Here is a 25,871-nt window from a genome sequence, read left to right on the forward strand (position 1 = left end):
TTTTCCATTTCCCGCGGCGGGAAGGCGTTTTTCGGAGATTTTTCCCCATTTCCCGCGGCGGGAAGGCGTTTTTCGAACGTTTTGATCGGTTTCGTGCGGCGGGAAGGCGTTTTTCGAAGTCTGAGATCGGTTTCGCGTTTCGGTTTGGCCTTTCGTGAAACTGGAGATCGACTTCGCGTTCCGGTTTGGGGTTTTGCTAAGTCCGGGATCAGTTTTGCGTTTCAGGAGGCGGAATAACGAGAAGCTAAGCCCTCACTCCGACCTTTGTTTTTATGGTGCCAGACGGAAATGACTCCACGAATAATGGCCCACGAGATGCTTAAACCGTAGAGAGCATTCACACACCCATACCATCCGTTATAAGGCCCTTATAGCCCATGAACCACACGGATATGAAAAAGGGGGCTACGGCGCTCTTGTCCGTGCCCCCTTTGGGTGTGGTCTTGATGAAGCCTTGAAAGCTACTTACGGGCTGCCTCTAACTCCTTTTTCAGGCGAGTGATCTCGTCACCCTGATTCTGGATTGTAGTCAGGAGGGAGTTCAGCTCCTCGTTTTCAATCGAGGAGGGGAACTGCGCTTCTACGCGCAGGATGAAGTCGGAGAGCACGTTCATGTAGTTGTTGAAGGCGTCGTACGGGTTGTCGTACGGGCTGAAAAGGTTGTAGTGCTTCGTGCTCATATAATAGAGGTGGTCGCTGCTTTGCAGGTAGATCCAGTCCTGCTTGATACGGCGATTCTCACAGAGGCGCACGCGCTCGCTGATCTCGTTGAGCTTCTGGAAGGCCTCCTGTTGCAGGACGTTACCGAGCCATGAGCTACAATCCTTCTCTTCGTCTACCCACGACATGGGGTAGGGTACGGAGATGGAGTCCACGGGGCGCGTCTGGGCAAAGATCTCTGAGGGCAGGGAGAAGGTGATGTCGTTTCGTTCGGCATACTGCGGAAGGGCCTTGAAGAAGTCGAAGATGCCGGTGTCGGCGGCGTGCATGGAGCCGAGCACCTCGTAGTTCATAAAGGCATTGATGATCTTCTCGCCTTCGGCTGTGGCGGAGATGGCGGAGATGTACTTATCGGCCGTCAGCGGATACTCCTTCCACGAGTGGTCGTCGAAGCGGATGGAGAGGTCCTCACTGAAGCGATCGTTCTTGAGCAGCAACTTGAGCTGTGGACGGATGGCGGAGGCGTAGACGTAGTTCGGGCTTTTCCAACCCAGGACATGCTTAGCGCCTTCGGTCAGCATACCTTCAAAGCCAAGCTCATAGACCAGTTCGGAGATGTCGTCGGAATAGATCAGCTCGGTGTTACGGAACACCTTCGGCTCGACGCCAAAGAGGGCCTTGACCTTCTCGGTGTGCATCCGAACTTGCGCCTTGAACTCTTCCGGGTCGCCGAGTGAGGCGAGTGAGTGGGCGTACGTCTCGGCCAAGAACTCTACGCAGCCCAGGCCGGCCAATTCGCGGAAGCTGTCGATCACCTCCGGGGCATAGATCTCCATCTGCTCGAGGGCAGTACCGGAGATGGAGAAGGCAACCTTGAATTTCCCGCCGCTCTTGCGGATCATTTCCATGATGGCACGGTTAGCCGGCAGGTAGCACTTTTCGGAGATGCGGTGAAAGATCTCTTCGTTCTGGAAATCGTCGTAGTAATAATGGTTGTTGCCGATGTCGAAGAAACGGTAGCGCCTCAGGCGAAAAGGCTGGTGTATCTGGAAGTAAAAGCAAATGGTCTTCATATATCTCTCTTCATTTTATTGTTTACCAAACAGAACTTGATCATAGATTTTGCGGACTTTCTGTCCGGCGTATTCCCATTTAATGTTGTTGACCTCCTTGAGACCTTCGTCGCGGAGGAAAGTGTGCAGCGTGGGGTAGGTGATGAGGCCGTACATGGCATCGGCCAGGGCTTCGATGTCCCAATAGTCCACCTTGATGGCGTAATCCAAGATCTCAGCGCAGCCAGACTGCTTCGAGATGATGGAGGGCACGCCGCATTGCATGGCCTCAAGCGGCGAGATGCCGAAGGGCTCGGAGACGGAGGGCATAACATAGACATCACTGGCCCGGAGAATCTCATAGACCTGCTTACCCTTCATGAATCCGGTGAAGTGGAAACGATCGGAGATGTTGCGTGAGGCGGCCAGGCGGATCATCTTGTCCATCATGTCGCCATTACCGGCCATGACGAAGCGCACGTTGTCGGCCTTCATCAGCACGCGTGAGGCGGCCTCGACAAAATATTCCGGCCCCTTTTGCATGGTAATGCGGCCGAGGAAGGTGATGATCTTGTCCTTTACGCCGCGCTTGTCAGGGATGGCAAGAATCTCGGGGCTAAGCGGCTCCACGGCGTTGTGGACGGTGGTCACCTTGGCCGGGTCTTGGTGGTACTTTTCGATCACTGTGCGGCGGGTTAGCTCGCTTACGGTCATGATGTGGTCGGCGTAGTCCATGCCGTTTTTCTCGATGCCGTAGACGTCCGGATTGACGTTGCCACGGCTGCGGTCGTAGTCGGTGGCGTGGACATGGATGACAAGTGGCTTACCGCTCACCGTCTTGGCGTGGATACCGGCGGGGTAGGTCAGCCAGTCGTGTGCGTGGATGATGTCATACTCCTCGGTGCGGGCGATGACGCCGGCCACGATGGAGTAGTTGTTGATCTCCTCGAGCAGGTTGTCCGGATAGCGACCCGAGAACTCGAAGCAACCCAGATCGTTCACGTAACGATAGCTGAAGTCGGCGTAGATATGGTCGCGTAGGCGGAAGTAGTACTGCGGGTCCATGAACTTCGAGAGGCGTTCGGCGACGTAATCATAGTCGACGTCCTTCCACACAACCGGCGTGTTGCATGCCCCGATGATCTTCAAAAAACTCTGGTCTTCGTCCCCCCACGGCTTGGGGATCACCAGCGAAATATGCATATCCGGCTGCAGAGACATGCCTTTGATCAGGCCGTAGCTGGCTGTCCCCAGACCTCCCAGGATATGCGGAGGGAATTCCCATCCAAACATCAATGCTTTCATATCTGTATATCGTGTGCAGAGTGTGTAATTAGTCTTCAACGTTGTAGGCCTTGAGGCGTTCGATGACGGTCAATATCGAGGCTACACTCATCAGGAACGAGATGGCGCCGCGACCGGTAAAGGGCGGGTTGCCGTCGAAGAGTTCGGAGATGGTGCTGACGCAGTGCATGGACATCTCTTCCTCCATATTGATCAGGGTGCGCTCGGCAAAGGATACGCCTCCGCGGCCAAAGAGGCTCAAGTATGCCGTCAGGTACATGCCCGTTAGCCAGGGCCAGACGGGGCCTTGATGGTAGGCCAGATCGCGCTCGTATTGCGGGCCGATGTAGTCCGGCCGGTAGCCCTCGCTTTTGGGGCTGAGGGAGCGGAGACCTTTGGGGGTGAGCAGCTCCTTGGTGACGATGTCGAGGGCGCCACGCTTCTGTACGCGGGTCAGTGGTGAGTAAGGGCAGGCCAAGGCGATGACCATGTTCGGCCGCACGCTCCAGTCTTGATTGGCGCTGTTGTCCACGTAGTCAAAGAGGTAGTTGTACGGGTTGACGAAGGTGGCGGGGAAGGAGAGGTCGAGGGCGGCGATGAGTTGGTGCACCCGCTCCGGTGTTGCGTCGCCTTGCAGCTCGCGATAGAAGCAGAGGGCGTTGTACCAAAGGGCGTTGAACTCCACGATGTAGCCCGTGCGGGGGACGACGGGCCGGCCGTTGATGACGGAGTTCATCCACGTCACGGGCCGCTCGCGACCGTTGGTGTAGAGCAGACCGTTGTCGCGTAGGATCAGGTTGGGGTGCTTCTGGGCAAGGAGGTACTCGATGATCTCGTGAATCAGGTCGCCATAGAGTCGGCGCGCCTCTTCGACGCCCAACTTGAGGGCAAACTGCTGCACGTTCCATACGACCCAGAGCAGCACGTCGGGTTCGTCGATCTCGCGAATCACGGTGTCGGGCAGACCGTAACGCATAAAGGTCTGAAGGGCTGGGATGGCCGTCCGCATGAGGCGTTCGTAGCGTTCGCGCTCGCCCAGGTAGAGGGTGCAGGCCGTCATGGAGACAAACATGTCGCGGGCCCGGACTTTGAACCAAGGGTAGCCCGCCAAGAGGTAGACGTCGTCGCGGTCACTACGAGGGATGTAGAACATCTGGTGGGCCGAGTTCTTCAGGCAATTGTAGAAGCTCGACCGGGGGGTGCGCTCGGCCACTTCGGCGTCGAAGAAGGCGGGCAGTGCGGCCAGCCCCTCGACCGGTTTATCGCCGCCGCAGAAGACGATCGACTCGCCTTTAGCGATCGGCAGCTCGAAGTATCCCGGCACGAAGAGGTCTTCCTTGTAAGGGTAGCCACGCTCCTGCTCCTTGGGGTACTCGATGCCGTTGTACCAATAGGGTTCGTAGACGAACTTCGGCGCCTTGTTGAACTGCATGTAGAGGTCTGCATAACCGGGATACATGCGGGCTTTGATGCCGTTGGGCACCTCTTCATACGATCGATCGGCCATGCCGTTGACCTGCGTCAGCTCCTTCACGCTGCGGAAGGCCATGAAGGGTCGAAAGCGCAGCGTAGTGGGCGAGTGCGCGTCCATCAGCGTGTACTTGATCATGATTTGATTGTCCGTGCGGGAGAAGATCATCTCCTTCGACAGGATCACTCCGCCGACGCGATAGACGGTCCGTGGGACGGTGTCCATCGTGTATTCGCGGATGTACTTGTGACCGTTGGGGCTGAAACTTCCGCCTTCATACTTGTGAAGGCCCAGGTTGAATTCGGCGCCGTGTTGGATCACGGTCTCATCGAGCGACGAGAGGATCACGTGGTTGTCATCGTCCAGATTTGGCTCCGGCATGACCAGCAGACCGTGGTATTTCCGCGTGTTGCAATCCACGATGGTGGAGCAGTGATAGGCGCCCTTACGGTTTGTGCGAAGCACTTCGCGCGAGAGGGATTCTTCCAGGTTGATCAGCAGCGTTTTGTCAAATTTCAGGTAGCTCATTGTATTCCTTCCTCCTAACTTGTTGTATTTGATGCCCCAAAAGTAGGATTTGGGGGCGATTTTGCAAGTGGGTGGGAGGTCTGAGGCGTATGCGCAGCCTGCGCCTATCGGATTTGGTCGCTCTCCCTCCCGTTCGAGCGCCGTGGCCGGTGAGCAATAGGCTCCAAAATGTATAAATCTGAGCTTTGTCTACGGACAAACAGATCATATAGATCTATAGATGTCTATTGTCTATGGACAAATACCCTATTTACACGTAGACCTATAGTTTGTCTGCGGACGAAAGGGGTATATAGATTTATAGGAAGCTATTGTCTATAGACAAAGACTCTATTTATACGTAAACCTATGGTTTGTCTACGGACAAATAGAGTTATATAGATCTGCGCAGCTCTATTGTCTATAGACAAAGAGCGTTTATACGTAAATTCATAGTTTGTCTGTAGACAAAGTGGATATATAGATCTGCATGAGTTTATTATCTATGGACAAAAGTGCTATTTATATGTAGACCTACGTTTTGTCTGTGGACAATAGAGCCATATGGATCTATGAAGCTCTATTGTCTATGGACGAAAATTCAATCCGTACGTAAATCGAAGTTTTGTCTATGGACAAAAAGTCTGCATATATCTATCACTTTCGTTTGTCTGTAGACAATGAAGGTCTATACATGGGATTCACCCCCTTGTTCGCCGTCGCTAAGTGTTTCCACAAAGAAAAGACCCCATCCACGGGAGTGAACGGGGTCAAAATCCAATTTCGGAGCGGGTGCGCTGCGGTTTATGTGAAAAGAAGGATCATCAGCTGGGCCGTGAGTACGCGCAGGAACATGGTGAGGGGATAGACGGTGGCGTAGCTGACGGCTGGGGCGTCGTTGCCAGCGGTGGTGTTGGCGTAGGCCAGGGCGGGGGGATCGGTGGTGCTGCCGGCCAGAAGGCCCATGAGGGTGAAGTAGTTCAGGCGGAAGAAGCGGCGGGCCACGACGCCGACGGCCATGAGGGGCAGGAAGGTGATGAGGAAGCCGTAGCCGACCCACGAGGCGCCACCACCGCGGACGAGGGTGTCGACGAAGCCGTCGCCAGCGCCGATGCCGACGCAGGCTAGGAAGATGGTGATGCCCACTTCGCGCAGCATAAGGTTGGCGCTGGCCGTGGTGTAGGTCACCAGACCATAGCTCGCGCCGAAGCGGCTGACGAGGATGGCGACGATGAGCGGGCCGCCAGCCAGACCGAGCTTGACGGGCCGCGGTATGCCGGGCAGTAGCAGCGGAATGCTGCCGAGGAAGACACCGAGCGCAATGCCGAGGAAGAGGGGGATGAGGTTGGGCTCGTTGAGCCGCTTCATGGAGTTACCGAGCACCTTCTCGACGGCTTCGATGGCCGAGGAGGTGCCGACCACATTGACACGGTCGCCCACCTGCAGGGTGAGTCGCGGCGTGGCCACGAGGTCGATGCCGGCGCGGCTGATACGGGTGATGTTGATCCCGCCACACGATTGGCGCAGGCGGAGTTCACCGAGGCGCTTGCCGTTGATCTCGGGCTTGGTGACGAGGATGCGGCGGTTGAGGAGTTCGCTCTCTCGGCGCAGCCACTCCTCTTGCTTGAGGGGCGCCTCCTCGCCGACGAAGGTGCGGACGGTGGGGGCGTCGTGCTCGGTGGTGATGACCAGGACGCGGTCGTCTTCGTGGAGGACGGTTTGGCCGGAGACGATCTCGGTGCGGCCGTCGCTACAGTAGCGGATGCGGGAGAGGACAAAGTCGTAATGCGGCATGAGGGCGGAGAGCTCGCTGACGGTGCGGCCGAAGAGGGCGGGGTTCTTGACCACGAGCAGCAGCTGGTGCGCCTCGCGGTCGTGGCGGTCGTCCTCGGATTCGAGGTGGGCCGTCTCCTGGTCGTGATTGATGCGGAAGAGGAAGCGCAGGCAGATGATGGCGAGGATGATGCCGACCACGCCCAAGGGGTAGGCTACGGCGTAACCGAGGGCGATGGTGGGGGCGGCCTCGCCGTGGACATCGTTGTAGGCCTCCTGCGCGGCACCCAGTCCGGGGGTGTTGGTGACGGCGCCAGAGAGGATGCCGACCATCGTCTCCACCGGGATACCCGTTATATAATGTATGGCGAGCGCAAGGATGACACCCAGAAGGACGATGGAGGCGGCGAGTAGGTTGAGCGTGATACCGCCGCGTTTGAAGGAGGAGAAGAAGCCGGGGCCGACTTGCATACCGATGGAGTAGACGAAGAGGATGAGGCCGAACTCCTTGAAGAAGTGCATGACGACGGGGTCGATGGTGAGGCCAAAGTGGCCCATGACAATGCCGACGAAAAGGACGAAGGTGATGCCGAGCGAGATGCCTGCCACGCGGACTTTGCCGAGCAGGATGCCGAAGACGATGACGAGGGAAAGCAGGATGACGGAGTGTGCTACGCCGCTGCCCCATAGGAGATCATTGAACCATTCCATAGGACTGAGAGGGGTAAAGCTGAATGTGAAACGTGTAGTGTGTAAGTGTTTATGATGGCGGCAAAGGTAGACCCGTCTCCGGAACGAAACACTACAAACGAAAAACGCGGACCGGGGTACATGCGCTGTATCCGGTCCGCGTCGTGGGTGCAGGTCAGAGTCGGTCGTTGAAGGTCTCTGCGCCGGTGCGTCGCTGGCGGGAGCGTTTCACCTTGTCCGACCCGAAGCGGTAGCTGAAGTCGAGGCGGAGGTAGCGCGTGTCGGACTGAGCCCAGCCGTCGTTATCGATGTTGCCGTAACGGAGCACGTAATGCGAGGTCTCCCAGCGGAAGGGGTCGTTCAGCGTGGCCGATAGCGTGCCGCGGCCACTCCAGAGAGATTTCTCGACGCTAAGTTCCATCGAGCCGTACGCTCGGGAGCGCCTCGCCAGATACCAGCGGGGCGTGACGACGTAGCCATTCAGCTGCATCTGCCATCCGCGGCCCCAGTCGAAGCGGTTGTTGAAGTCCACGTAACCGTGGAGGGCTGTTTTGCGGAAGTCGCTGCCCATGAATCGTGACCGATAGTTTCGGTATATCCCGTTGGCATTGATGTTCATCGTCCAGCGGGAGGCGACGGTGATGGGGATGTTCAAGGAGAGCGTGGCGTTGTCCACTCGGCCGAAGTTCATGTAGGTGTAGTGCTGCATGCGGGTCGCATCGTCCTGCGAAGGCTCCTGAGTGATCATGTCATCGGTGCGGGTGTAGGAGAGCGTGAGGCTATAGCTGCGGAGGCGGTAGACCATTTGCAGGCTGTGGCGATAGCTCGGCTGCAGGTTGGGGTTGCCCTCTTGGTAGGACGTTGGCGATTCGTAGAACCGGAATGGGTTCAGGCTGCTGAACGACGGCCGATCCACCTTTCGCGCATAGGAGAGGGAGAGCGACTGCCCGCGGCCGATGGTGTATTGCACCGAAGCGGAGGGGAAAAGCTCCCAACGACGGTGCGTGAAGCCGGTGTCGCCCACCGCTTGATAGCCGTCCTGAAGCGTGTGTTCGGCCCGCAGACCGGCCGAGCAGCTGAAGCGTTCGCCCCAGGCGCGGCTGAGGTTGAGGTACAGCCCCGCGATCTGCTCTTTATAGATGAAGTGGTTCGACTGGCCCGGGTTGTCGATCCATGCGTCGGCCGTGGCGAGCGTGAGGCCCCGCAAATTGTTGTCGCGTCGGATGCCGCTCAGCTGAGCGCCCGTCTCGAGGCGTACGCTGGCGGGCAGGGGCGCTTCGAGGTCTGTCTTCACCAGCCACACGTTCGTCTTTTGGAACACGCTGTGGCCCTTGCCCTCCCGCGGGCGAAGCTCTCGGCCGTCGGGGGCGACGTAATGGAGCACCATCTGCTGCTCTTGGTTGTGGTCGGCGTAGGCATAGATGATGTCCGTGGAGAGGCGCGTCTGCTTGGTGGGCGTCCAGACGTGGTTCAGGTCTAAGGTGAGGTTGTTGTTGTAGATATCCATCGTCAGCGGGGCGTGGATGGCGGAGTCCACCTCGGTGCGGCCGAGGCGTCGGATGTCGGTCGTGGTGCGGTTGGTGTTGCCGCCGTCGTAGCGGCCTCCTCGCGCCAGGAAGCCAAGCGTGTGACTGTCCGAGGCGTACCAATCGACGCCGAAGGAGCCGTTGTGGAATGTTCCGCTGGGGCGGAACACGCCGTGGTCAGTGTACTCCAGCGGCACGTCGAGGGCGTGGTAACGGTTGACGTTGTGGTATTGGTGCTCGTAGCGACCCATGTTGCCGCCATAGCTGCCGTAGACGTTCCATCGGCCGGCGCGATAGTTGGCGCTGAGGCTCGGCTCTACGGCGGGGCCCGTCGTCTTGAGGTAGTAACTGGCGGAGGCCGTTCCGTTGAAGCCCATCGACTCGTCGCGGCGCAAGCGGATATCGATGATGGCGCCTGAGTGGGCGGCTTCATAGCGCGCCGATGGGTTGGTGATCAGCTCCACGCGCTCGATGCGCTCGGCCTGCATGGTCTTGAGGAGTTGCTCGATGGTCGTTCCGGTCAGGTCGGCCGGCTTACCGTTGATGTAAACGATGGCCGGCTTACCGACGATGGAGATTCCGCCGTTGGCATCGACGATGACGCCCGGCAACTGGCGGAGTACGTCGGCTGCGTTCTTGCCCGCGGTCAGCATGTAGACTTCGGGGCGGACAATCATTCGGTCAGCCTTCTGCAAGACGGCTGGCGCTGCGGCCGTGACCGTCACTTCGCTCAGCCCGACGCCCGTTTCGGTGAGGGTGATCGTGCCGAGGTCCGGTTCGGAGCCGCGGAGGTCGACGGGTTTGCGCACCGTTTGAAAGCCGATTAAGCGGACTTCAAGCGTATAGCGCCCGGGGGATACGCGGTCGAATTGGAAGGTGCCCGTGGCGTCGGTGACGCTGCCTTTGAAGAAGGCGGAATCTGAGTCGTAGAGCGCTGCGGTGGCAAACTCGAGCGGCTTACCGGCCGAGTCTGTCACGCGGCCCGTGAACCCACGCTGGGCGTGAGCCACCGAGAGCGAGAGGCTCAGCCATGCAATAAGGAAAAGGAAGTAGTGCTTCATTGTGGTGATGTTTTTAGTGTAGACGATGGGGGCTTCGCCCCGTTTAGGTGTTGAGGGGCTGCGCCCCGTTTAGACGTTTAGGTGTTAGGGGCTGCGCCCTGTTTAGACGTTTAGGTGTTAGGGGCTTCGCCCCGTTTAGACGTTTAGGTGTTTAGGTGTTTAGGTGTTAAACTGCTTGTCAAACCAACGACTAAACAGATAAACAAACCAACGAATAAACAGATAAACAAACCAACAACTAAACGGGGCTTCAGCCCCCAACAACCTCCTCTATTCTTCCGGCAGGCGGTAGGGGGCGTCTACGGACGCCGGCGAATAGGGCCGGGTACATGATGGGGAAATCTCCACGTGTACCCGGCTTTAGTTTTTAGCTGTTAGATTTTCGATGTACCGCGGTAGGGGCGTATTGCATACGCCCCCACGTGTACCCGGCTGTTGGATCATTCGACCCCTTTCGGGTCCGTGTGGTGGGGCGTATGCAATACGCCCCTACATGTACCCGGCAAACTTGGCTGGCGTCCCTGACGCCTATTCCTCCGGCAGCTTGATGTCCGGATTGCCGTCGCCGCCCGGTTTGGGTTTCTCGCCCGGCTGCTTAGGCTGCTCGCCCGAGCCACCGCCGGGCTTCTCCGGCTGCTTCGGATCCTTGGGGTTCTTGGGCGTGTCGGGCTGTTTGGGCTCTTTCGGATCCTTGGGCTGCTTGGGCTCCTTCGGCTCTTTGGGCTGCTTGGGTTCCTTCGGCTCTTTGGGCTCCTTCTTCTTCGTCTCCGGACGCTCGGCCAGGAGGGCCTGCTGTATGTCCGCATTGATGCTGCTCATCAGACGTTTATAGGGCGCTTCGCCGCCGAGTGTGGCCAGTGCGTTGATCGTGTGGGCCAGGTGGCGATACTCATCGTCGAGGGCGATACGCTTCTCCTTGGTTTGGCCCACGAGATCCATGTTGCGCTGCGTACGGGCGTTGTAGGCGGCTTCAAATTTCTTGTTCGCGTCCTTGAGCTCGTCCAGCCATTTTTCGGCGCCGATCAGCGTCAGTTTAGCCTTTGCGTCGGCCACCTCCAAGTCGCTGACGACGTTGGAGACGATGGCCGTTTCTTCGCGTAAGGGCTTCGTTTGCGGCGCCTTGTCGTACTTCAGCAGGATGGCCTGTAGCTGTTGCGCGGCCGTCGCCTTGGCCTCCTCGGGGAAGCCGGTGAAGACGCGCACGTGTCCGTAAAGCCCCATCAGGGCCTTGTCGCGTCGCTCGTCGAGCTTGTTCAGCTCTTTCGTGTCCACATCGCCACGCATCGGTTGCACGGCCGCGTCGAAAGCCTTGTACTTCTCATCGAAGACCTTGGCCGCGTCTTTCAGCTTCAGCGTCTCCAGATCTTCCTGAGAGAGGAACAGTTGCACATTCGTCATCACCTGATAGAAATTCATCAGGCGGAGCTTGGTGAGATTGAAGTAAAGTATCATTTCTGTAAAATTTAGAGTGCAATCCTGTAATTGTAGTAAGCAATACGCCCAACTGACCTCCATTGAAGGCGTTTCCTTGAGTAATTTTCACCGACGGACTTCTTTTGGAGGAATTTCCTTGAGTAATTTTCACCGACGACTCTCTTTTGGAGGAATTTCTCCGAGTAAATTCGTCCAAAAGCATTCGGTTGGAGGAATTTCTCCGAGTAAATTCGTCCAAAAGCATTCGGTCGGAGGAATTTCTCCGAGTAAATTCGTCCAAAAGCATTCGGTTGGAGGAATTTCTCCGAGTAAATTCGTCCAAAAGCATTTGGTTGGAGGAATTTCTCCGAAGAAATTCGTTCAAAAGCATTCGGTCGGAGGAATTTCTCCGAAGAAAGGCCTTCGCCAGCCTTCAGCCGGGGCGTATGGCCAAAAGCGCCGGCGAAGAAAAGGAAAAAGATCGTTTGGCGGCCGGGGGAAAACGGTAAACGAAAAACGAAGGCCGGATATCCGCATTCGGGGTACCCGGCCAACGATTCAGAAGCTGTTTGAAATTTATTTCGGAGGCTACCCAAGAGGATATCCCCCTTAAAACAATCACTCAATAAATTCCAAACAGCTTCGTTAGAGCCTGTTTTTCTCTTTCGCAGCGGCAGAGCGGCCGCCGTATTTCAGTTGCTGCTGATTGAAACGATAGATGAGGCTGAGCGAGACGTCCCACTGGGCGTAATATTCGTTCTGATAGAAGCTGAAGCGGTTGATGCGTGCCCGTTCGTAGTAGTCGAGCGTGTGGAAAAGGTCGCTGGCGGAGAGTTTGACGTCGAGTCGGTTGCTGAGGAAGCTCTTGCGAAGCCCCGCACCGAGCGACCAATAGGGGTCGAAGCGATAGATGCCCTGGTTGCCGCCGCTGTTGTAGTAGAAGTCGAGGTTGAAGGTCATGCCGAGCGGCAGCTGGAGGTAGTGGTTCGTCTGCACGTAATAGCTCGGGTGGTTGTAATCGACGGTTTCGCCCAGATAAACGCCCTGAAGTTGGGGCTTGACGACGCCCGCGGAGAGCGATGGCGACCAGGGGCCGAAGGCGTGGCGGAGGTCGATGCTGGCTTGCCAGAATTCGGCCTTGGGGAAGTTCTGCCAGGTGCTGATGATGGCGTCCGGGAGGGCCGGATCGTCCACAAAGAGGCTGGAGATATAGTTGTTGGTGCGGGTGTATCCGGCCCGGAGGTTCAGCCACTGCCACCCGAAGGCCCACTCGAGGTTGTACGAGGTCGAGGGTTTGAGCAGCGGATTGCCCTTTTGGTAGACGAAGCGGCTCTGATAATACGTCCGGCTGCCGAGGTAGGAGAGCGCGGGCCGATCCGTTTTGGTGGAGAGGGTGAGGGAGGTGTTGAAGTGGTCGTCGGCGTAGGAGGCGGAGGCGGAGGGGAAGAGCTGGACGTCCGTGTCGCTGAGGCTCTCGGAGGCGTCCACGAGGTCGGTGTGGTTGCGGGCGACACGCTCGTAGCGCAGTCCGGCGCTGAAGGCCCATCGCTCAAGGCCCAGCGCCAGCTCGGCATAGCCCGCGGCCTTGTCCTCAGTGCTCCGATAGTGCGACTCGGGCAATCGGCCGGCATAAATGAAGTGCTGTCCGCTGCCATTGATGCGGCTGTATTCGGCACCGAGAGAGAGCGAAAGGGCGTCGGAGAGGTTCCAATCGGCCGTGAGGTCGGTGGCATAGATGTCGTAGTCGGCCAGCAGCTTCGAGTCGGTCAGGGCCGTATCCCGGGCCATGAGCTCGCGCACGGTCTGGAACTTTTTGTCGCGCGAGGAGACATAGTCGGCGTTGATCGACGTCGAAAATCGCTTGCTCCAGTCGGCATTATAGAAGACGTTCAGCTGGAAGTCCGTTCCGCCATGATTCATGCTGCTGGGACTGTCAAACTCCTCCGTGATCACGCCTCCGCGGCTCACGATGTTGTGATCGTCGGAGGTCACGCCCGCGTCGGTGCGCGATCCGATCAGCTGTGCGCCGATCGTATGCCCGGAGCGGATCTCCCAGTCGGCGCTGAGGCTGTAGTCGTGCTCTCGGCTGCGGGGAAGCTGGTGGCTGTCGGTGGTGTATTGGCGCGCGGTGTCGGCTTCGATTCCCTGGATGGAGAATTGGTGCGAGCGGTTGCGATAGTCGCTATATCCATAGTAGGCCGAGAGGTTGAGGCGCTTCGTTTTGTAGCCGATCGAGGCGTGCTCGCCGTGGCTGAAGCGCTCGCTGAGGCTACCGTTGGCGCCCGCCTCGATGGAGAGGCCCGTGGCGCGATGCAAGGTGTAGATCTTGATCACCGCCGTCACGTCCGCGCCATACTTAGCGCCGGCGTTGGTCAGCAGTTCGACCTTGCGAATGTTCTTCACGTCGAGCATGCTCAGCTCCGTACCACTGCGCACACGTCGGTTATCGATGTAGTAGATCGGCGAGCCTCCGCCAAAAACGGAGATGCCGCCCTGGTCGCTGATGATGCCCGGGATCTTCCCCAGCAGGTCGGTAAGCGTGTGTTCGTTGGCCAGCACGGAGCCTACGACGGTCGTCGTCAGCACGCCGTTGCGATTGGTGATGTTTGGTCGGGCGGCCGTGACCGTCACTTCGCTCAGCCCGACGCCCGTTTCGGCGAGGGTGATCGTGCCGAGGTTCGGTTCGGAGGCGCGGAGGTCGACGGGTTTGCGCACCGTTTGAAAGCCGATTAAACGGACTTCAAGCGTATAGCGCCCGGGGGATACGCGGTCGAGTTGGAAGGTGCCCGTGGCGTCGGTGACGCTGCCTTTGAAGAAGGCGGAGTCCGAGTCGTAGAGCGCTGCGGTGGCAAACTCGAGCGGCTTACCGGCCGCGTCTGTTACGCGGCCCGTGAACGCAAGCTGGGCGTGAGCCACCGAGAGCGAGAGGCTCAGCCATGCAATAAGGAAAAGAAAGTAGTGCTTCATTGTCGTGATGTTTTTAGTGTAAATAACGGCCCCAAATATCGCCCCCCCCCCCCGCCTGTGCAATACCGTGGCGAAAAGGGGCGAATCTCCCTCGAAAAAATAGGTGCGACCGATGGCTACGGGATGGCCGTCGGCTGCACCTCGCCTTGATGAGAGGCCTATAACGAGATGCCCTCCTCCCGACTGTGGACAACGTTGTCGAGTCGGATCTTCGACTTGGCGTTGCGGCGGATCGTATAGCGCAGTAGCACCCACGGGCGGAAGGATTGGCTGATCATCTCTTGCCGGAAGTAGGCCGAGTAGCTGTCCGCCCGCGTGTTGGTCTCGGTCGCAAGCCGGCCGATGAAGTAGGGCAGGGCCAGGGCGATGTAGAAGTCCTTCGTGAAGTTGTAGTTCACCTGCACTTGCGAGTATTCAGGCGTCAGCTGGCGGGTGCGCGAGAAAGGCGTGTAGGTGTAGTTGCGGTAGGAGATGTCGCCGCCCACGTACCAGCGGCCCCACGTGTACCATGCGCCAGCACCGAGCGAAAGGCTGCGGCGGGGCGAGAGGCCCTCGAAGTAGTTCTCGATGTGGTAGGCGCTGATGTAGGCGCTGCCGCGGTTGTCCTTGAAGCGATACTGGATCATGCCGCCGGCCGAGAGCGTGGCGTAACGTCCGGCATTGCGGTAGGTGCGGACGAAGTGGCTGACGTCGTTGTAGGCGTGGGCTTGGATGAGGTCCGAGGCCAAGTCGACGTAGACGGCGGGCATAAGGTAGAGGCCACCGCGGCCGTAGGTGTGCGAGAGGGCGATGCTGTGCCACTGTTCGGGCTGCAGCGCGGGGTTGCCACGGGTGACGACGAGCGGATCGGTGGAGGTGTTGTAGGGGTTGAGTTGGCCGATCGACGGGGCGCGGTTGGTGAGCGTGTAGGAGAGGCGTGTGGAGTGTCCGGCGCCGAGGTTGAGCGTGGCGCTGGTGGAGATGCGCGGCTTGAGGTAGGCGTTCGTTGCGTCGCCGGCGGTCAGTCGGATGGCCTCGAGGCCGGCCGAAGCCATGTAGTAGAGTCGGCTGAGGCGGCTGCTGAAGGAGGCGTAGACGTAGCCGTTCCACTCGCGGTGGCGGAAGACGGGCACGGGCGGGTAGCTGAACTTCTCCACGCGGTCGCTGACGCCGCGCAGTGTGGTGCCGACGTTCAGGCTACTGGCCTCGCCCCAAGAGGCGGAATAGTCGGCATTGAGCCCGGCCGAGGTGCGTCGGTTGTCGTAGCTATAGTCGGTGATGGAGGGGTGGGGGGCGACGTACACCTCGCGGCGATCGCCTTTGTCCGTGTCGCTGTTGCGGTTGTAGTCGAGGGTGGCCTCGAAGCGTCGGCGGTCGGAGAAGTCGTGCAGGTAGTAGAGGCTCGAGGTGAGGACATAGGCGTCGTTCTTGTCGTACCCTTCATACGTGAAGGCGCCGGGCGTGTTCATACGTAGCTCCCCCTGCCCATTCGACTCGGAAGTCTTGTGCTTCTTCCACCCGTAGGCATGCAGCGCCCAATAGTCTCGCGGCGACATGCTCCATTTGAAGAGCAGTTCGCCAATTAGGGAGCCATCGTTGCTGCGCGTTTGGCCATTGTACGTCTTGAGGTACCTCACGTCGCTCTGGCGAGAGTCGATGCGGCTGTCGTCGTGGTGCGTGCCTTCGGCTACGGCGCGTCCGTAGAGCGAGGCCTTGGGATTGCCGACTTCGAAATAGACCACGCCGAAGCTGTGGCGCCGCGGGATGTCGTGGCGTGTGGCGGCCTCGAAGAAGAGGTACGGGTCACGTTTCTTCTTGAGACGGATGTTGAGGATGTGGCGGACGCCCATCTGTACGTAGCGGGCGCCGACGGCGTCGATCAGCTCCACCGTCTCGATGTCCTTCGGATCGATCGGCGTGATGCCCGAATTGACCATGCGGCCGTCGATGAGCACGAGCAGCTGGCTGCCGTCTATCATGCTGACGGTTTGTAGCGACTCGTTGACGGCGAGGCGGGGGATCTCGCGGAGGGCGCGGTAGGGGTCGCCCGAGGAGCGGGCAGAGTCGGAGAGGCGGAACACCTCGCCGGTGGCTGTGCGACGAACGACGCCCGAGGCCGAGGCGGTGACGGTCACTTCGTCCAGCCGCCCGGTCATCTCCTCGTTCATGACAAACGTCGTGTGGAGATCGCGCGTCAGGGGGCACGTCTCCTCGATCGTCGTAAAGCCGGGAAAAATCATCTGCAAGCGAAACGTGTCGGCCGGCAGATCGGACAATGCGAAGCGCCCCTTTGCGTCCGTCAGGCAGGCGGCCATGAGCGAATCGCCGCGGGAGAGCAGCACGCGCACGCCAACCAAGGGCTGACGCTGCGTGTCCGTCACTCGACCGCTGAAGGCGTGGTGTTGGGCGTGAGCCACAGAGAGCGAGAGGCTCAGCCATGCAATAAGCAGGGAGAAGTAGTGCTTCATTGTAGTGATGTTTTTAGCGTAAATGATGGCCCCAAATATCGCCCCCCCCGCCTGTGCAATACCGTGGCGAAAATGGGTGCAAATCGGGCGACGAAGCGGGGTATGAAAAAGCCGGATACATGTGAGTCGCCTCTATATGTACCCGGCTGGTTGAGTTGTTCAACAAATCGTTCTTAGATCGCTCCGCCTATTCCTCCGGCAGATGGATATCTGGGCCGCCACCGTCGCCACCCGGCTTGGGTTTCTCGTCGGGTTTCTTGGGCGGCTCGCCACCACCGGGAGTCTCCGGCTTCTTGGGCTCCTTCGGATCCTTGGGATCTTTCGGATCCTTCGGCCCGTCGGGCTTCTTGGGCTTCTCGTCCTCCGGTAAACGGATGTCGGGGTCGTTACCCCTCCGCTTTTTGTCGCGACGTTTCCGTTGGGCCTCGCTCTGGTTAAAGGTGGCTTTGGCTTCACGGATACGCTGGTTGATCTGGTCGATCAATTCGCCGACCACCTTCCGATCCGCCTCGTTGGTGGCCATTGAGTAGGCCATTTGGATGTGGAAAAAGATGTCGGTGGTCATCTGGTCGTTAGCCTTCCGCACCGATGCGCTGGAGGGCAGGTTGATGCCGGCTGCCTTCGACGATCGCGACTCACGCAGGGTGTTGAATTCGTCGTTGGCCGTGCGCAGCATGGTCACGAGTTGGCCCACTCCGATGGCCGTCACCGCGGCTGCGGACTCGGGCTTACCCAGGTCGTTGAGCAGGCCGTTGATGTGAGCCGTCTTTCCGGCCCAGCGTTCGCTCTGCAGGCCCTTGTAGGTGTCTACGATCAGTCGCAGCACGTGGCCCGAGGCCTGGCGGGTGGGGATGGGAGACTTGTCGGCCTGCCGAATCTCTTGGAACAGGGCCGTGATGATCTCGTCGCGCTCCTCGTCCTTCTTCTTGATCGATTCAGACTCTTTGGAAGCGCGCCCCTCACGGGCAATTTCGCTCTCGGATTCGATCCCCGTGTGCCACCGAGCGATGTCGGCTGCGTCGAGGAAGATTTTCTCCGGCTCGATTTTCGAGATCACGCCATAGAGGCGTTGTTGATAATCTGTGTGCAGGTCCAGTTGGTACTGCCCACTCATTGTTTTGTCTATAGCCTTTACAGGTTTCATGGACATAAACGTTTTTGGCTTAACACTAATGTGAAAGGGTAAATGTCGGAAGCGGCCCGGGGGGCGGGGAGGCGCCGACGGCCCTCGCAGCATTTTTTGCCGCGGACGGCTGTCGATCCCGCGCTCACGTCGAACGGCCCGACTGGAGCACCGCAAAGAATGGGGCGGCTGCCACGTGCTCCGATAGCAGCGCCTGACCGCGATAGGCCCACCGCCGGATGTTCCGACCGGGGCCACCGGGCTACATCATCCCCCCGAAAAAAGTCCGACGGGGGTGTCTGAGCAAAAAGACGCCTCGTTGGAGAGTCCGACGAGGGTGTCTGAGCAAAAAGACGTCTCGTTGGAGAGTCCGACGGGGGTGTCTGAGCAAAAAGACGCCTCGTTGGAGAGTCCGACGGGGGTGTCTGAGCAAAAAGACGCCCTGTTGGAGAGTCCGACGGGGGTGTCTGAGCAAAAAGACGCCTTGTTGGAGAGTCCGACGGGGGTGTCTGAGCAAAAAGACGCCCTGTTGGAGAGTCCGACGGGGGTGTCTGAGCAAAAAGACGCCTTGTTGGAGAGTCCGACGGGGGTGTCTGAGCAAAAAGACGCCTTGTTGGAGAGTCCGACGGGGGTGTCTGAGCAAAAAGACGCCTCGTTGGAGAGTCCGACGGGGGTGTCTGAGCATAAGCGGCTCCTGTCGGACTCTCCAGCAGGGGCGCTTGAGTGCAATCGGCTCTCATCGGAATTTACGACGAGGGCGACTGGGTGCAATCGGCTCCTATCGTACTTTACGACGGGAGCGACTGGGTGCAGGTGGCTCTCATCGGAATTTACGACGAGGGCGACTGGGTGCAGGTGGCTCCTGCCGGATTTTACGACGGGAGCGGCGGAACGGTGGGGGCTCTCGCTGGAAAATCCAGCGGGGGCCATCAAGTGATCAAAGCACACGACGGAAAGTCCATCGGGGGCGCCTCCTGAGTGGGGGCGCCCGTCCGACAGTCCGACTGAGGCTTCAGCGCGCCCGAAGTGGGCTGTGGCGTCTCCGGCGAAAGCGGCCGAGGCACCGTAGGTCTGCGCGTACATATATAATACAGCTGAATCGTTCATGGCATGGCAAATTGAAAGTCTATCGGGAGCCACGGAGCGGTCGTAGCCGTGAAGGCATAATCCTTTTCGCAGCTCTGGGGGCTGTGTCGCTCATCGTCTGAGGGTATTTGATTGTTTGAGTCATCTCTTTTCTGCTTTATGCACCGCAAATGTAACCCTTTATTTGTAACCAATAAACAAACCCAACAAAAAAACGAACAACTTTCTCTCCGCCGCTCCTATACATTATATATATAGGAGCCACCGACAGAAATGGGCCGCCCATGGAGAGTAGGAGAGGGGCGCCCTGCGGAGCGTGGCCACCGAATAAAATCCGGTTGTAAGCAGATTCCACCTTGCGGCTTATGAATAGAATCCCGTTGAAGGCTTTTCCAGCTATTGGGCCGCCGAATAAAATCCGGTTGTAAGCAGAATCTGCCCCGCGGCTTATGAATAGAAACCCGTTGAAGGCTTTTCCAGCTATTGGGCCACCGAATAAAATCCGATTATAAGCAGATTTTGCCCCGCGGCTTACGAATAGAAACCCATTAATGGCTCCGCCCAGCCATTTGCTGGGGGAATAAATTACGCCGAAGGCCTTTTTCGGGCAGCTGCTCGTGGGTGAAAATACGTTGCGAGCGACGCGTAAAAGGTTGCTTGTCGAGATAAATGCTTGTGAAAGCCACCCCGTCGGCACAGCTCTCGATGGGTTCTAAACTGTAAGCTAAAGAGCGCGTTTCGCTGATGAATTGAAATTGAATCAAAGATCAAAACGAGGAAATATCACTCAAAAGTTGTATTTTCTCAAATGATGTTCTATTTTTGCCCCGTCGAGATATGAGAAATTTAAGCTGACTATTAACTAACACACGAGAGTTTCTATGAAAAGGATTACAATGATTCTCCTATACCTCCTCATAGGTATAGGGTGGACCGTAGCCCAAACGGTGAAAGTGAGTGGAACGGTGATTTCCGATGAGGATGGGCAACCCATCATCGGCGCAGCAGTCACCGTCAGAGGCGCCGCAAACGCGGGCACCGTCACAGACATGGACGGACGCTATACGCTGAACGTACCCGCCTCTGCCAAAACCCTGATCATCTCCTACGTGGGGATGCGATCAGAAGAAATTCCCATCTCGGATAAGCACGTGACCACGGTGCTCCGCGCAAATCTGGCGCTGGACGAGGTGGTGGTTACCGCCCTCGGCATATCGAGAGAAAAGAAGGCGCTTGGATACGCCGTGACCGAGGTGGGTGGCGATGAAATGTTGAAATCGCGTGGTGGTGTCAGCAATCCGATCAATGCGTTGCAGGGTAAAGTGGCTGGTCTGCAAATTGCCGGCGGCGCGGGATCGATGGGTGGCTCGTCGAAGATCCTGATCCGCGGCACGAGCTCTATATCGGGCAACAACCAGCCCCTCTTCGTGATCGACGGCGTGCCCATCGAGGGCCAAGGCTTTAACGACGCAGGTAGCGCGGGCAGCGACCAGTATAGCACCGCCCGCGGTGGAGGTGGCTATGACTATGGCAACTTGATCCAGGACATCAACCCGGACGACATCGCAAGCATCTCCGTGCTCAAGGGTCCCAACGCATCGGCCCTCTACGGCTCACGCGCCACGAACGGCGTCGTGATGATCACCACCAAGAAGGGAGCGAAGAACGAAGGCTACGGCATTACGTTCAACACCGCCGTGGGATTCGAAGTGGTTAACAAACTGCCTAAGCTGCAAAAGCTCTATGGCGGTGGTGGCGAAGACAAGTTTACCGAGGTGATGATCAACGGGCAGAAGTACCTCTATCCGGACTATGCCACGGACGAAAGCTGGGGGCCGAAGCTGGACAACCAACAGGTGCTCTCATGGGCCGACTTGGCGCGCTGGGAAATCGGTGGTCAGGTGGGCAACCCGAAGACGTCCGCCTGGAAGACTCCGGACAATGACGTGGAGACCTTCTTCAAGACCGGGGTCTCGTTCACGAACAATATCGCCATCTCGCAGGCCACGGATCGCTCATCCGTACGTGTCTCTTACACCAACTCGGAGCTTAGCGGTTACATGCCGAACAGCTCGCTGCGTAAGAACGTCTTCAATGTCTCCGCCTCGACCACCAGCGCCAATAAAAAGCTGGAGGTGATGACCAACGTGACCTATTTCAACTCCGCCGCTCGCGGCCGTTCGCAGACGGGTTACGACAACAACAACGTGATGGAGAAATTCATCCAGTGGGGCCACCGCCAGCTGGACATGAAGGAGCTCGAGGCCCTCTACAAGAGTCCCATCGACGGCTCGCAGATCACTTGGAACCGCAGTGACTGGAACGATCCGCGCCCTGCCTACGCCAACAACCCCTATTGGAGTCGCTACGAGAACTATCAGAACGATACCCGTAACCGCGTCTATGGCAACGTGGGCTTCGTCTACCATATCCTGCCCAGCCTGAAGTTCCAATACAAGGCCAATCTGGACTTCTTCGCCGACAAGCAGTTCGAGCGTAACGCCGTCTACTCGCAAGAGCAGTCCCAATACAAGGAGACCGCCCGCCAGCAGTACGAGCTGAACAACGAGTTCATGCTCCTCTACAACCAGACCGTGAGCGACCTCACCGTGAACGCTAACTTGGGCGCCAACCTGATGAAACGCCACTACGAGATGACGTACGGTCGCACCGTGGGCGGACTGGCCATTGCGGACTTCTACAACATGAGCAACTCCGTCTCGCCCGCCACGGCCGAGAATTACCAGCTCAAGAAGGCCATCAACTCCGTCTTTGCCAGCGCAACGCTCGGCTGGCGCAGCATGCTTTATCTCGATGCTTCGCTGCGTAACGACTGGTCGTCGACGCTGCCCGTGGGCAACAATTCCTATATGTATCCCTCGGTGACGGGTAGCTTTGTCTTCTCGGAACTGCTGAAGAATAAGCTCACGTGGCTCAACTTCGGAAAGCTGCGCCTCGGCTATGCTCAGGTGGGTAACGACACCGATCCGTATCAGGTGATCAACACCATGACGCAGTACACCCATGTCGACCCCTCCACACCGGGCTACGTCGTTAGCAATACGCTCAAAAACGAGAACCTGAAGCCCGAGTCGACGAACTCCTTCGAGGCCGGACTCGAACTCTCGCTCTTCGACAACCGGGTCAGCCTCGAAGCTACGGTCTATGCCAGCCAAACGAAGGATCAGATCGTGCCGCTGTCCGTTTCAGGGACTACGGGCTACACCTTCCGCGTGGTGAACGGTGGCGTGATCGAAAACAAGGGTATGGAGCTTATGGTAAAAGTCCTGCCCATTCGTAGCCGCACCTTCACCTGGGAGACGGCCCTCACGTTGGCCTCGAACAAGAACAAGGTGAAGGAGATGGTGGTCGATTATTACCGCATCGCCACCGCACCGTTCAAGGTGGAGATTGGCGCTATGAAGGGCGAGGCCTATGGCGTAATCATGGGCACGGACTATAAGTATGACAAGAACGGCAACAAGCTGATCGACGCCAACGGACGCTATATGTACACCGACGGCAACGTGAACTTGGGCAGCATCTTCCCCGACTTCACCGGAGGCTGGAGCAACACCTTCCGCTTGGGCAACATCGACCTGAGCGTACTCCTGGACTTCTCTAAGGGCGGCCATTACTTCTCCACGTCTTACCTCTGGGGAATGTATTCCGGTATGCTCGAAGAGTCCGCCGCCAACGGCATCCGTGAAAACGGTATCGTCCTCGAGGGCGTGCACGAAGACGGAACGCCCAACACGACCAAGATCTCAGCCAAGCAGTACGGCAACGACCATAACTCAGGCCCCGCAGTGCAGAATGTGCTCAGATCGGACTACGTCAAGCTCCGCGAGATCAACATCGGTTACACCATTCCGCTCAAGAAGAAGGACGCCTTCTTCAAAGCCGTACGCGTGTCGGCCTACGGTCGTAACCTGGCCGTTTGGGGGCCGGATACGAAGCACTTCGACCCGGAAATGATCGTCACCGGCTCTGGAAACATTCAGGGTATCGAAGGCGGTGCACTGCCTTCGGTGGCGAACTTCGGATTCAACGTGAACTTGAAATTTTAACGACCTAAGAATTTGCAGTGATGAAAGCAACATATAAATACCTCGTTCTGCCCGTCGTGGCTGGTGTCTTTGCCCTTTCGTGCGAGAAGCTGGAAACGACGAACGTCGACCCGAACAACCCCGTAGAGGTTCCCTCGCACATGTTGATGAGCGGCGCCCAAAAGCACATGATGGACGACGTCTACGACAACTGGTTCAGCGCCCGCCAATGCCTCACCTACAGCCAGTATTGGGCGCAACGCAACTACACGGAGGAGGATCGCTATCAGATTCGTGAATCAGTGAACAACGGTCACTTCAATAGCTTCTACCGTAACCTTTACTACATGGATCGCATCATCGAGCTTAACACCGACCCGAAGAAGGCAGCCATCTCGGTCAATTATGGCAACAACAAGAACCAGATCGCAGCTGCCAAGATCATGAAGGTCTGGATGCTCTCCATCATCACCGACACGTGGGGCAATGTGCCCTACTCGGAGGCTGGCAAACTGATCCAGGACGTCTATCACCCCAAGTATGACGACCAGAAGGACATCTACGCCGCCATGATCCGTGAGCTGACCGAGGCTTCGCAGATGATCGACGTCAAGGAGAAGGCCTTCATCGGTGGCGACATCATCTACAAGGGCGACGCCGCGAAGTGGAAGAAGTTTGCCAACAGCCTCAAGTGCCGCCTGGCCATCCACCTCTCTAAAGTGGACAGCAACTGGAAGACCTACATCGCCGAGGCGCTCAAGGATGGCGTCTTCGAAAGCAATGCTGACAACGCCGTCTTCAAGTATTCCACCACGGGGCAGGACTACTGCCAGTTCTACGAAGGCTTTTTCGTCGCCCAGCGTAACGACTTCACCATTGCGCGGCCCTTCATGGACATCCTCAAGGGGCAACCCGATACGCTCAACAAGAAGTCGCACCCCTGGGCAGGCGTCGTAGACCCTCGACTGGAGGTCTACACCACGTCGCGTAATGGAAAATACATCGGCATCCCCTTCGGCATCGCCAGCGGTGATATGTCTTCTGCTTATCGCAACATAGCGCCGAGTTGGTACAGCAACCCGCCCATTCACCTCTCCAAGGACTTCGCTGTGCCCATCATGACTTACGCCGAACTGCAGTTCATCCTCAGTGAATACAAAGGATTCTCGGCCGATGAATACAAGACGGGCGTCCGCGCCTCCGTCACGTATTGGACCACGCTGAACGGCAAGCCCATCTCCACCGAAGACCTCGATAAGTATGTCGACGCCGTCTCGAAGAAGGTGGACGCTGAGGCCGTAGCCCTCCAGAAGTACATCGACCTCTATATGAACGGCACCGAGGCTTGGGTCGAGATCCGTCGGACGGGCTATCCCGACCAGCTCATTCGTCCGGGTGAGGTCTCCCTCGTCGGGCCTAAGGGTAACACGATCAAGTTCAACCCCCTCTCCGACACCAAGGGGATGATCATCCCCCGCGTGAAGTACCCCACGAACGAGAGTACGCTGAACGGCGAGAACTTCAACGCTGCCGTATCGAAGCTCGAAGGAGGCACGAACAACTACTACTCCAAGATGTATTGGGACGTTCGCACCGGCCCCTATGATCATCCAGCGAACAAGTAGCGGTGCATTGAACGACGAGAATCAGTCTGCGGGCGGGTCTGCAATGAAGCGGATCCGCCCGCTTTGCGTTCGGTGCGTCCCGAATTTCGGTGATTGCGCCAATCCGAAATCCCCCCTAATTGGGATTGTGACCCCCTACAGGCGCCTCTACTTTTGCGGCCGTTAATAACCAATAAAAACCTGACGAAATGATGAAAATGAAGCACCTGATGATGCTCGCGCTCATGGCGTGTAGTATGACAATGATGGTTGGATGTGGCGATGACAAGCCTGAACCTACGCCTACGCCGCAACCCCAACCGCAGCCCCAACCGCAGCCGCAGCCTCAACCGCAACCCAAGCCGGATCAAGGCGTGACGAAGAAGATGACCGTCGACGCCACGAACTATGCCGACTGGACCTACATCAACCTCGAAACGGGCGAGACGGAAGTACATCGCGACTTCAGCGAGTGGGTCTACTTCAAAGGTATGAAGCGCGACTCCGTGGTTAACCGAACACCCGCCAAGGGATCAGAGTCGGACGTGAAGATCAAGTGGCACATCGCCATCCACCGCTTTGAGGTCAAGACCAACGCAGGCGAAGCCGTTGCCACCACAGAGACAGATCTGGACAAAGTGACCAGCCTGCCCGCCGCTGGCTACAAGCCTGATACCGTGGTCAAAGCGCGCGTGATCACAGACATGTCGAAGATGCAGCAAGGCCTCGTAGGCTATGCCGCTCAATCCAGCCTCAACGCCACCCTCGGCGGCTGGCTGATCCGCACCCCGACCGGCACCATGCCGCCCTACACCTACAAGCTCTCAGGAAAAGTCTACGTCGTGAAGTTCAAGAGCGGCGCCAACGCCAAGTTGAAGTTCACGGACTACAGTGACGCCACGGGGCAGAAGAACGGCGTCGTGACGTTCAGCTACGTCTATCAAGCGAAATAGTTCTGCTTTTCTGGCCATTACTCCATCAGCGGCGCTCCCCTCCAACAGTGAGAGGCGGGCGCCGCTTCTTTGTAGCCCCAATTCGTCACTTGGCGAACATCTCCCGCAATTTGTTTGGGCCTATCGTAGATGTACGAACATCTCCCGCAACTTGCAGGAGATACTCCGTAGGGCTACGAACATTCCCCGCAACTTGCAGGAGACA

Annotated in this window: 13 protein-coding genes; 4 read left to right on the forward strand and 9 right to left on the reverse strand. The window is 57.9% G+C overall.

Going from position 1 to position 25,871, the window contains the following annotated elements; translation table 11 throughout:
• Positions 1-461 precede the first annotated feature (461 nt).
• The 9 genes from C7123_RS12335 to C7123_RS12380 all read right to left on the reverse strand — a co-directional run bounded on the left by C7123_RS12335 (position 462) and on the right by C7123_RS12380 (position 17,995).
• Positions 462-1,733, reverse strand: a complete 1,272-nt coding sequence (locus tag C7123_RS12335; RefSeq protein ID WP_069175254.1) for a glycoside hydrolase family 57 protein — start codon at positions 1,731-1,733, stop codon at positions 462-464.
• A gap of 15 nt (positions 1,734-1,748) precedes the next feature.
• Complete coding sequence (locus C7123_RS12340) at positions 1,749-3,017, reverse strand: glycosyltransferase (RefSeq protein ID WP_037982461.1); 1,269 nt, start codon at positions 3,015-3,017, stop codon at positions 1,749-1,751.
• Positions 3,018-3,045: 28 nt separating this feature from the next.
• Positions 3,046-4,995: a glycogen debranching enzyme N-terminal domain-containing protein gene (locus C7123_RS12345; RefSeq protein ID WP_038010296.1), complete on the reverse strand. Its 1,950-nt coding sequence runs from the start codon at positions 4,993-4,995 to the stop codon at positions 3,046-3,048.
• Between the two features lie 783 nt (positions 4,996-5,778).
• Entirely contained in the window at positions 5,779-7,458 is a 1,680-nt protein-coding gene (locus tag C7123_RS12350) for a putative transporter (RefSeq protein WP_069175255.1), read from the reverse strand.
• 154 nt (positions 7,459-7,612) lie between these two features.
• Complete coding sequence (locus C7123_RS12355) at positions 7,613-10,024, reverse strand: TonB-dependent receptor domain-containing protein (protein ID WP_069175256.1); 2,412 nt, start codon at positions 10,022-10,024, stop codon at positions 7,613-7,615.
• A 528-nt stretch (positions 10,025-10,552) separates the two neighbouring features.
• Positions 10,553-11,476, reverse strand: a complete 924-nt coding sequence (locus tag C7123_RS12360; protein WP_069175257.1) for a DUF6261 family protein — start codon at positions 11,474-11,476, stop codon at positions 10,553-10,555.
• Between the two features lie 606 nt (positions 11,477-12,082).
• Positions 12,083-14,404, reverse strand: coding sequence for a TonB-dependent receptor (locus C7123_RS12370; protein ID WP_069175259.1), 2,322 nt, complete (start codon positions 14,402-14,404; stop codon positions 12,083-12,085).
• Positions 14,405-14,562: 158 nt separating this feature from the next.
• Positions 14,563-16,851 carry a TonB-dependent receptor gene (locus C7123_RS12375; protein ID WP_069175260.1) on the reverse strand — a complete coding sequence of 763 codons (2,289 nt, stop codon included), beginning with the start codon at positions 16,849-16,851 and terminating at the stop codon, positions 14,563-14,565.
• Between the two features lie 187 nt (positions 16,852-17,038).
• Positions 17,039-17,995, reverse strand: a complete 957-nt coding sequence (locus C7123_RS12380; protein ID WP_159049938.1) for a DUF6261 family protein — start codon at positions 17,993-17,995, stop codon at positions 17,039-17,041.
• A 702-nt stretch (positions 17,996-18,697) separates the two neighbouring features.
• On the opposite strand from C7123_RS12380, the gene C7123_RS12390 reads away from it, so the two are divergent.
• The 4 genes from C7123_RS12390 to C7123_RS12410 all read left to right on the forward strand — a co-directional run bounded on the left by C7123_RS12390 (position 18,698) and on the right by C7123_RS12410 (position 25,666).
• Positions 18,698-18,952, forward strand: coding sequence for a hypothetical protein (locus tag C7123_RS12390; RefSeq protein ID WP_159049939.1), 255 nt, complete (start codon positions 18,698-18,700; stop codon positions 18,950-18,952).
• 989 nt (positions 18,953-19,941) lie between these two features.
• Positions 19,942-23,130 (forward strand): SusC/RagA family TonB-linked outer membrane protein, encoded by a 3,189-nt coding sequence (locus tag C7123_RS12400; protein ID WP_069175264.1) that lies wholly within the window; start codon positions 19,942-19,944, stop codon positions 23,128-23,130.
• Positions 23,131-23,150: 20 nt separating this feature from the next.
• Positions 23,151-24,734, forward strand: coding sequence for a SusD/RagB family nutrient-binding outer membrane lipoprotein (locus C7123_RS12405; RefSeq protein ID WP_069175265.1), 1,584 nt, complete (start codon positions 23,151-23,153; stop codon positions 24,732-24,734).
• 188 nt (positions 24,735-24,922) lie between these two features.
• Positions 24,923-25,666 carry an HmuY family protein gene (locus tag C7123_RS12410; RefSeq protein WP_069175266.1) on the forward strand — a complete coding sequence of 248 codons (744 nt, stop codon included), beginning with the start codon at positions 24,923-24,925 and terminating at the stop codon, positions 25,664-25,666.
• Positions 25,667-25,871 lie beyond the last annotated feature (205 nt).

This window comes from Tannerella serpentiformis (assembly GCF_003033925.1).
Lineage (GTDB): Bacteria > Bacteroidota > Bacteroidia > Bacteroidales > Tannerellaceae > Tannerella > Tannerella serpentiformis.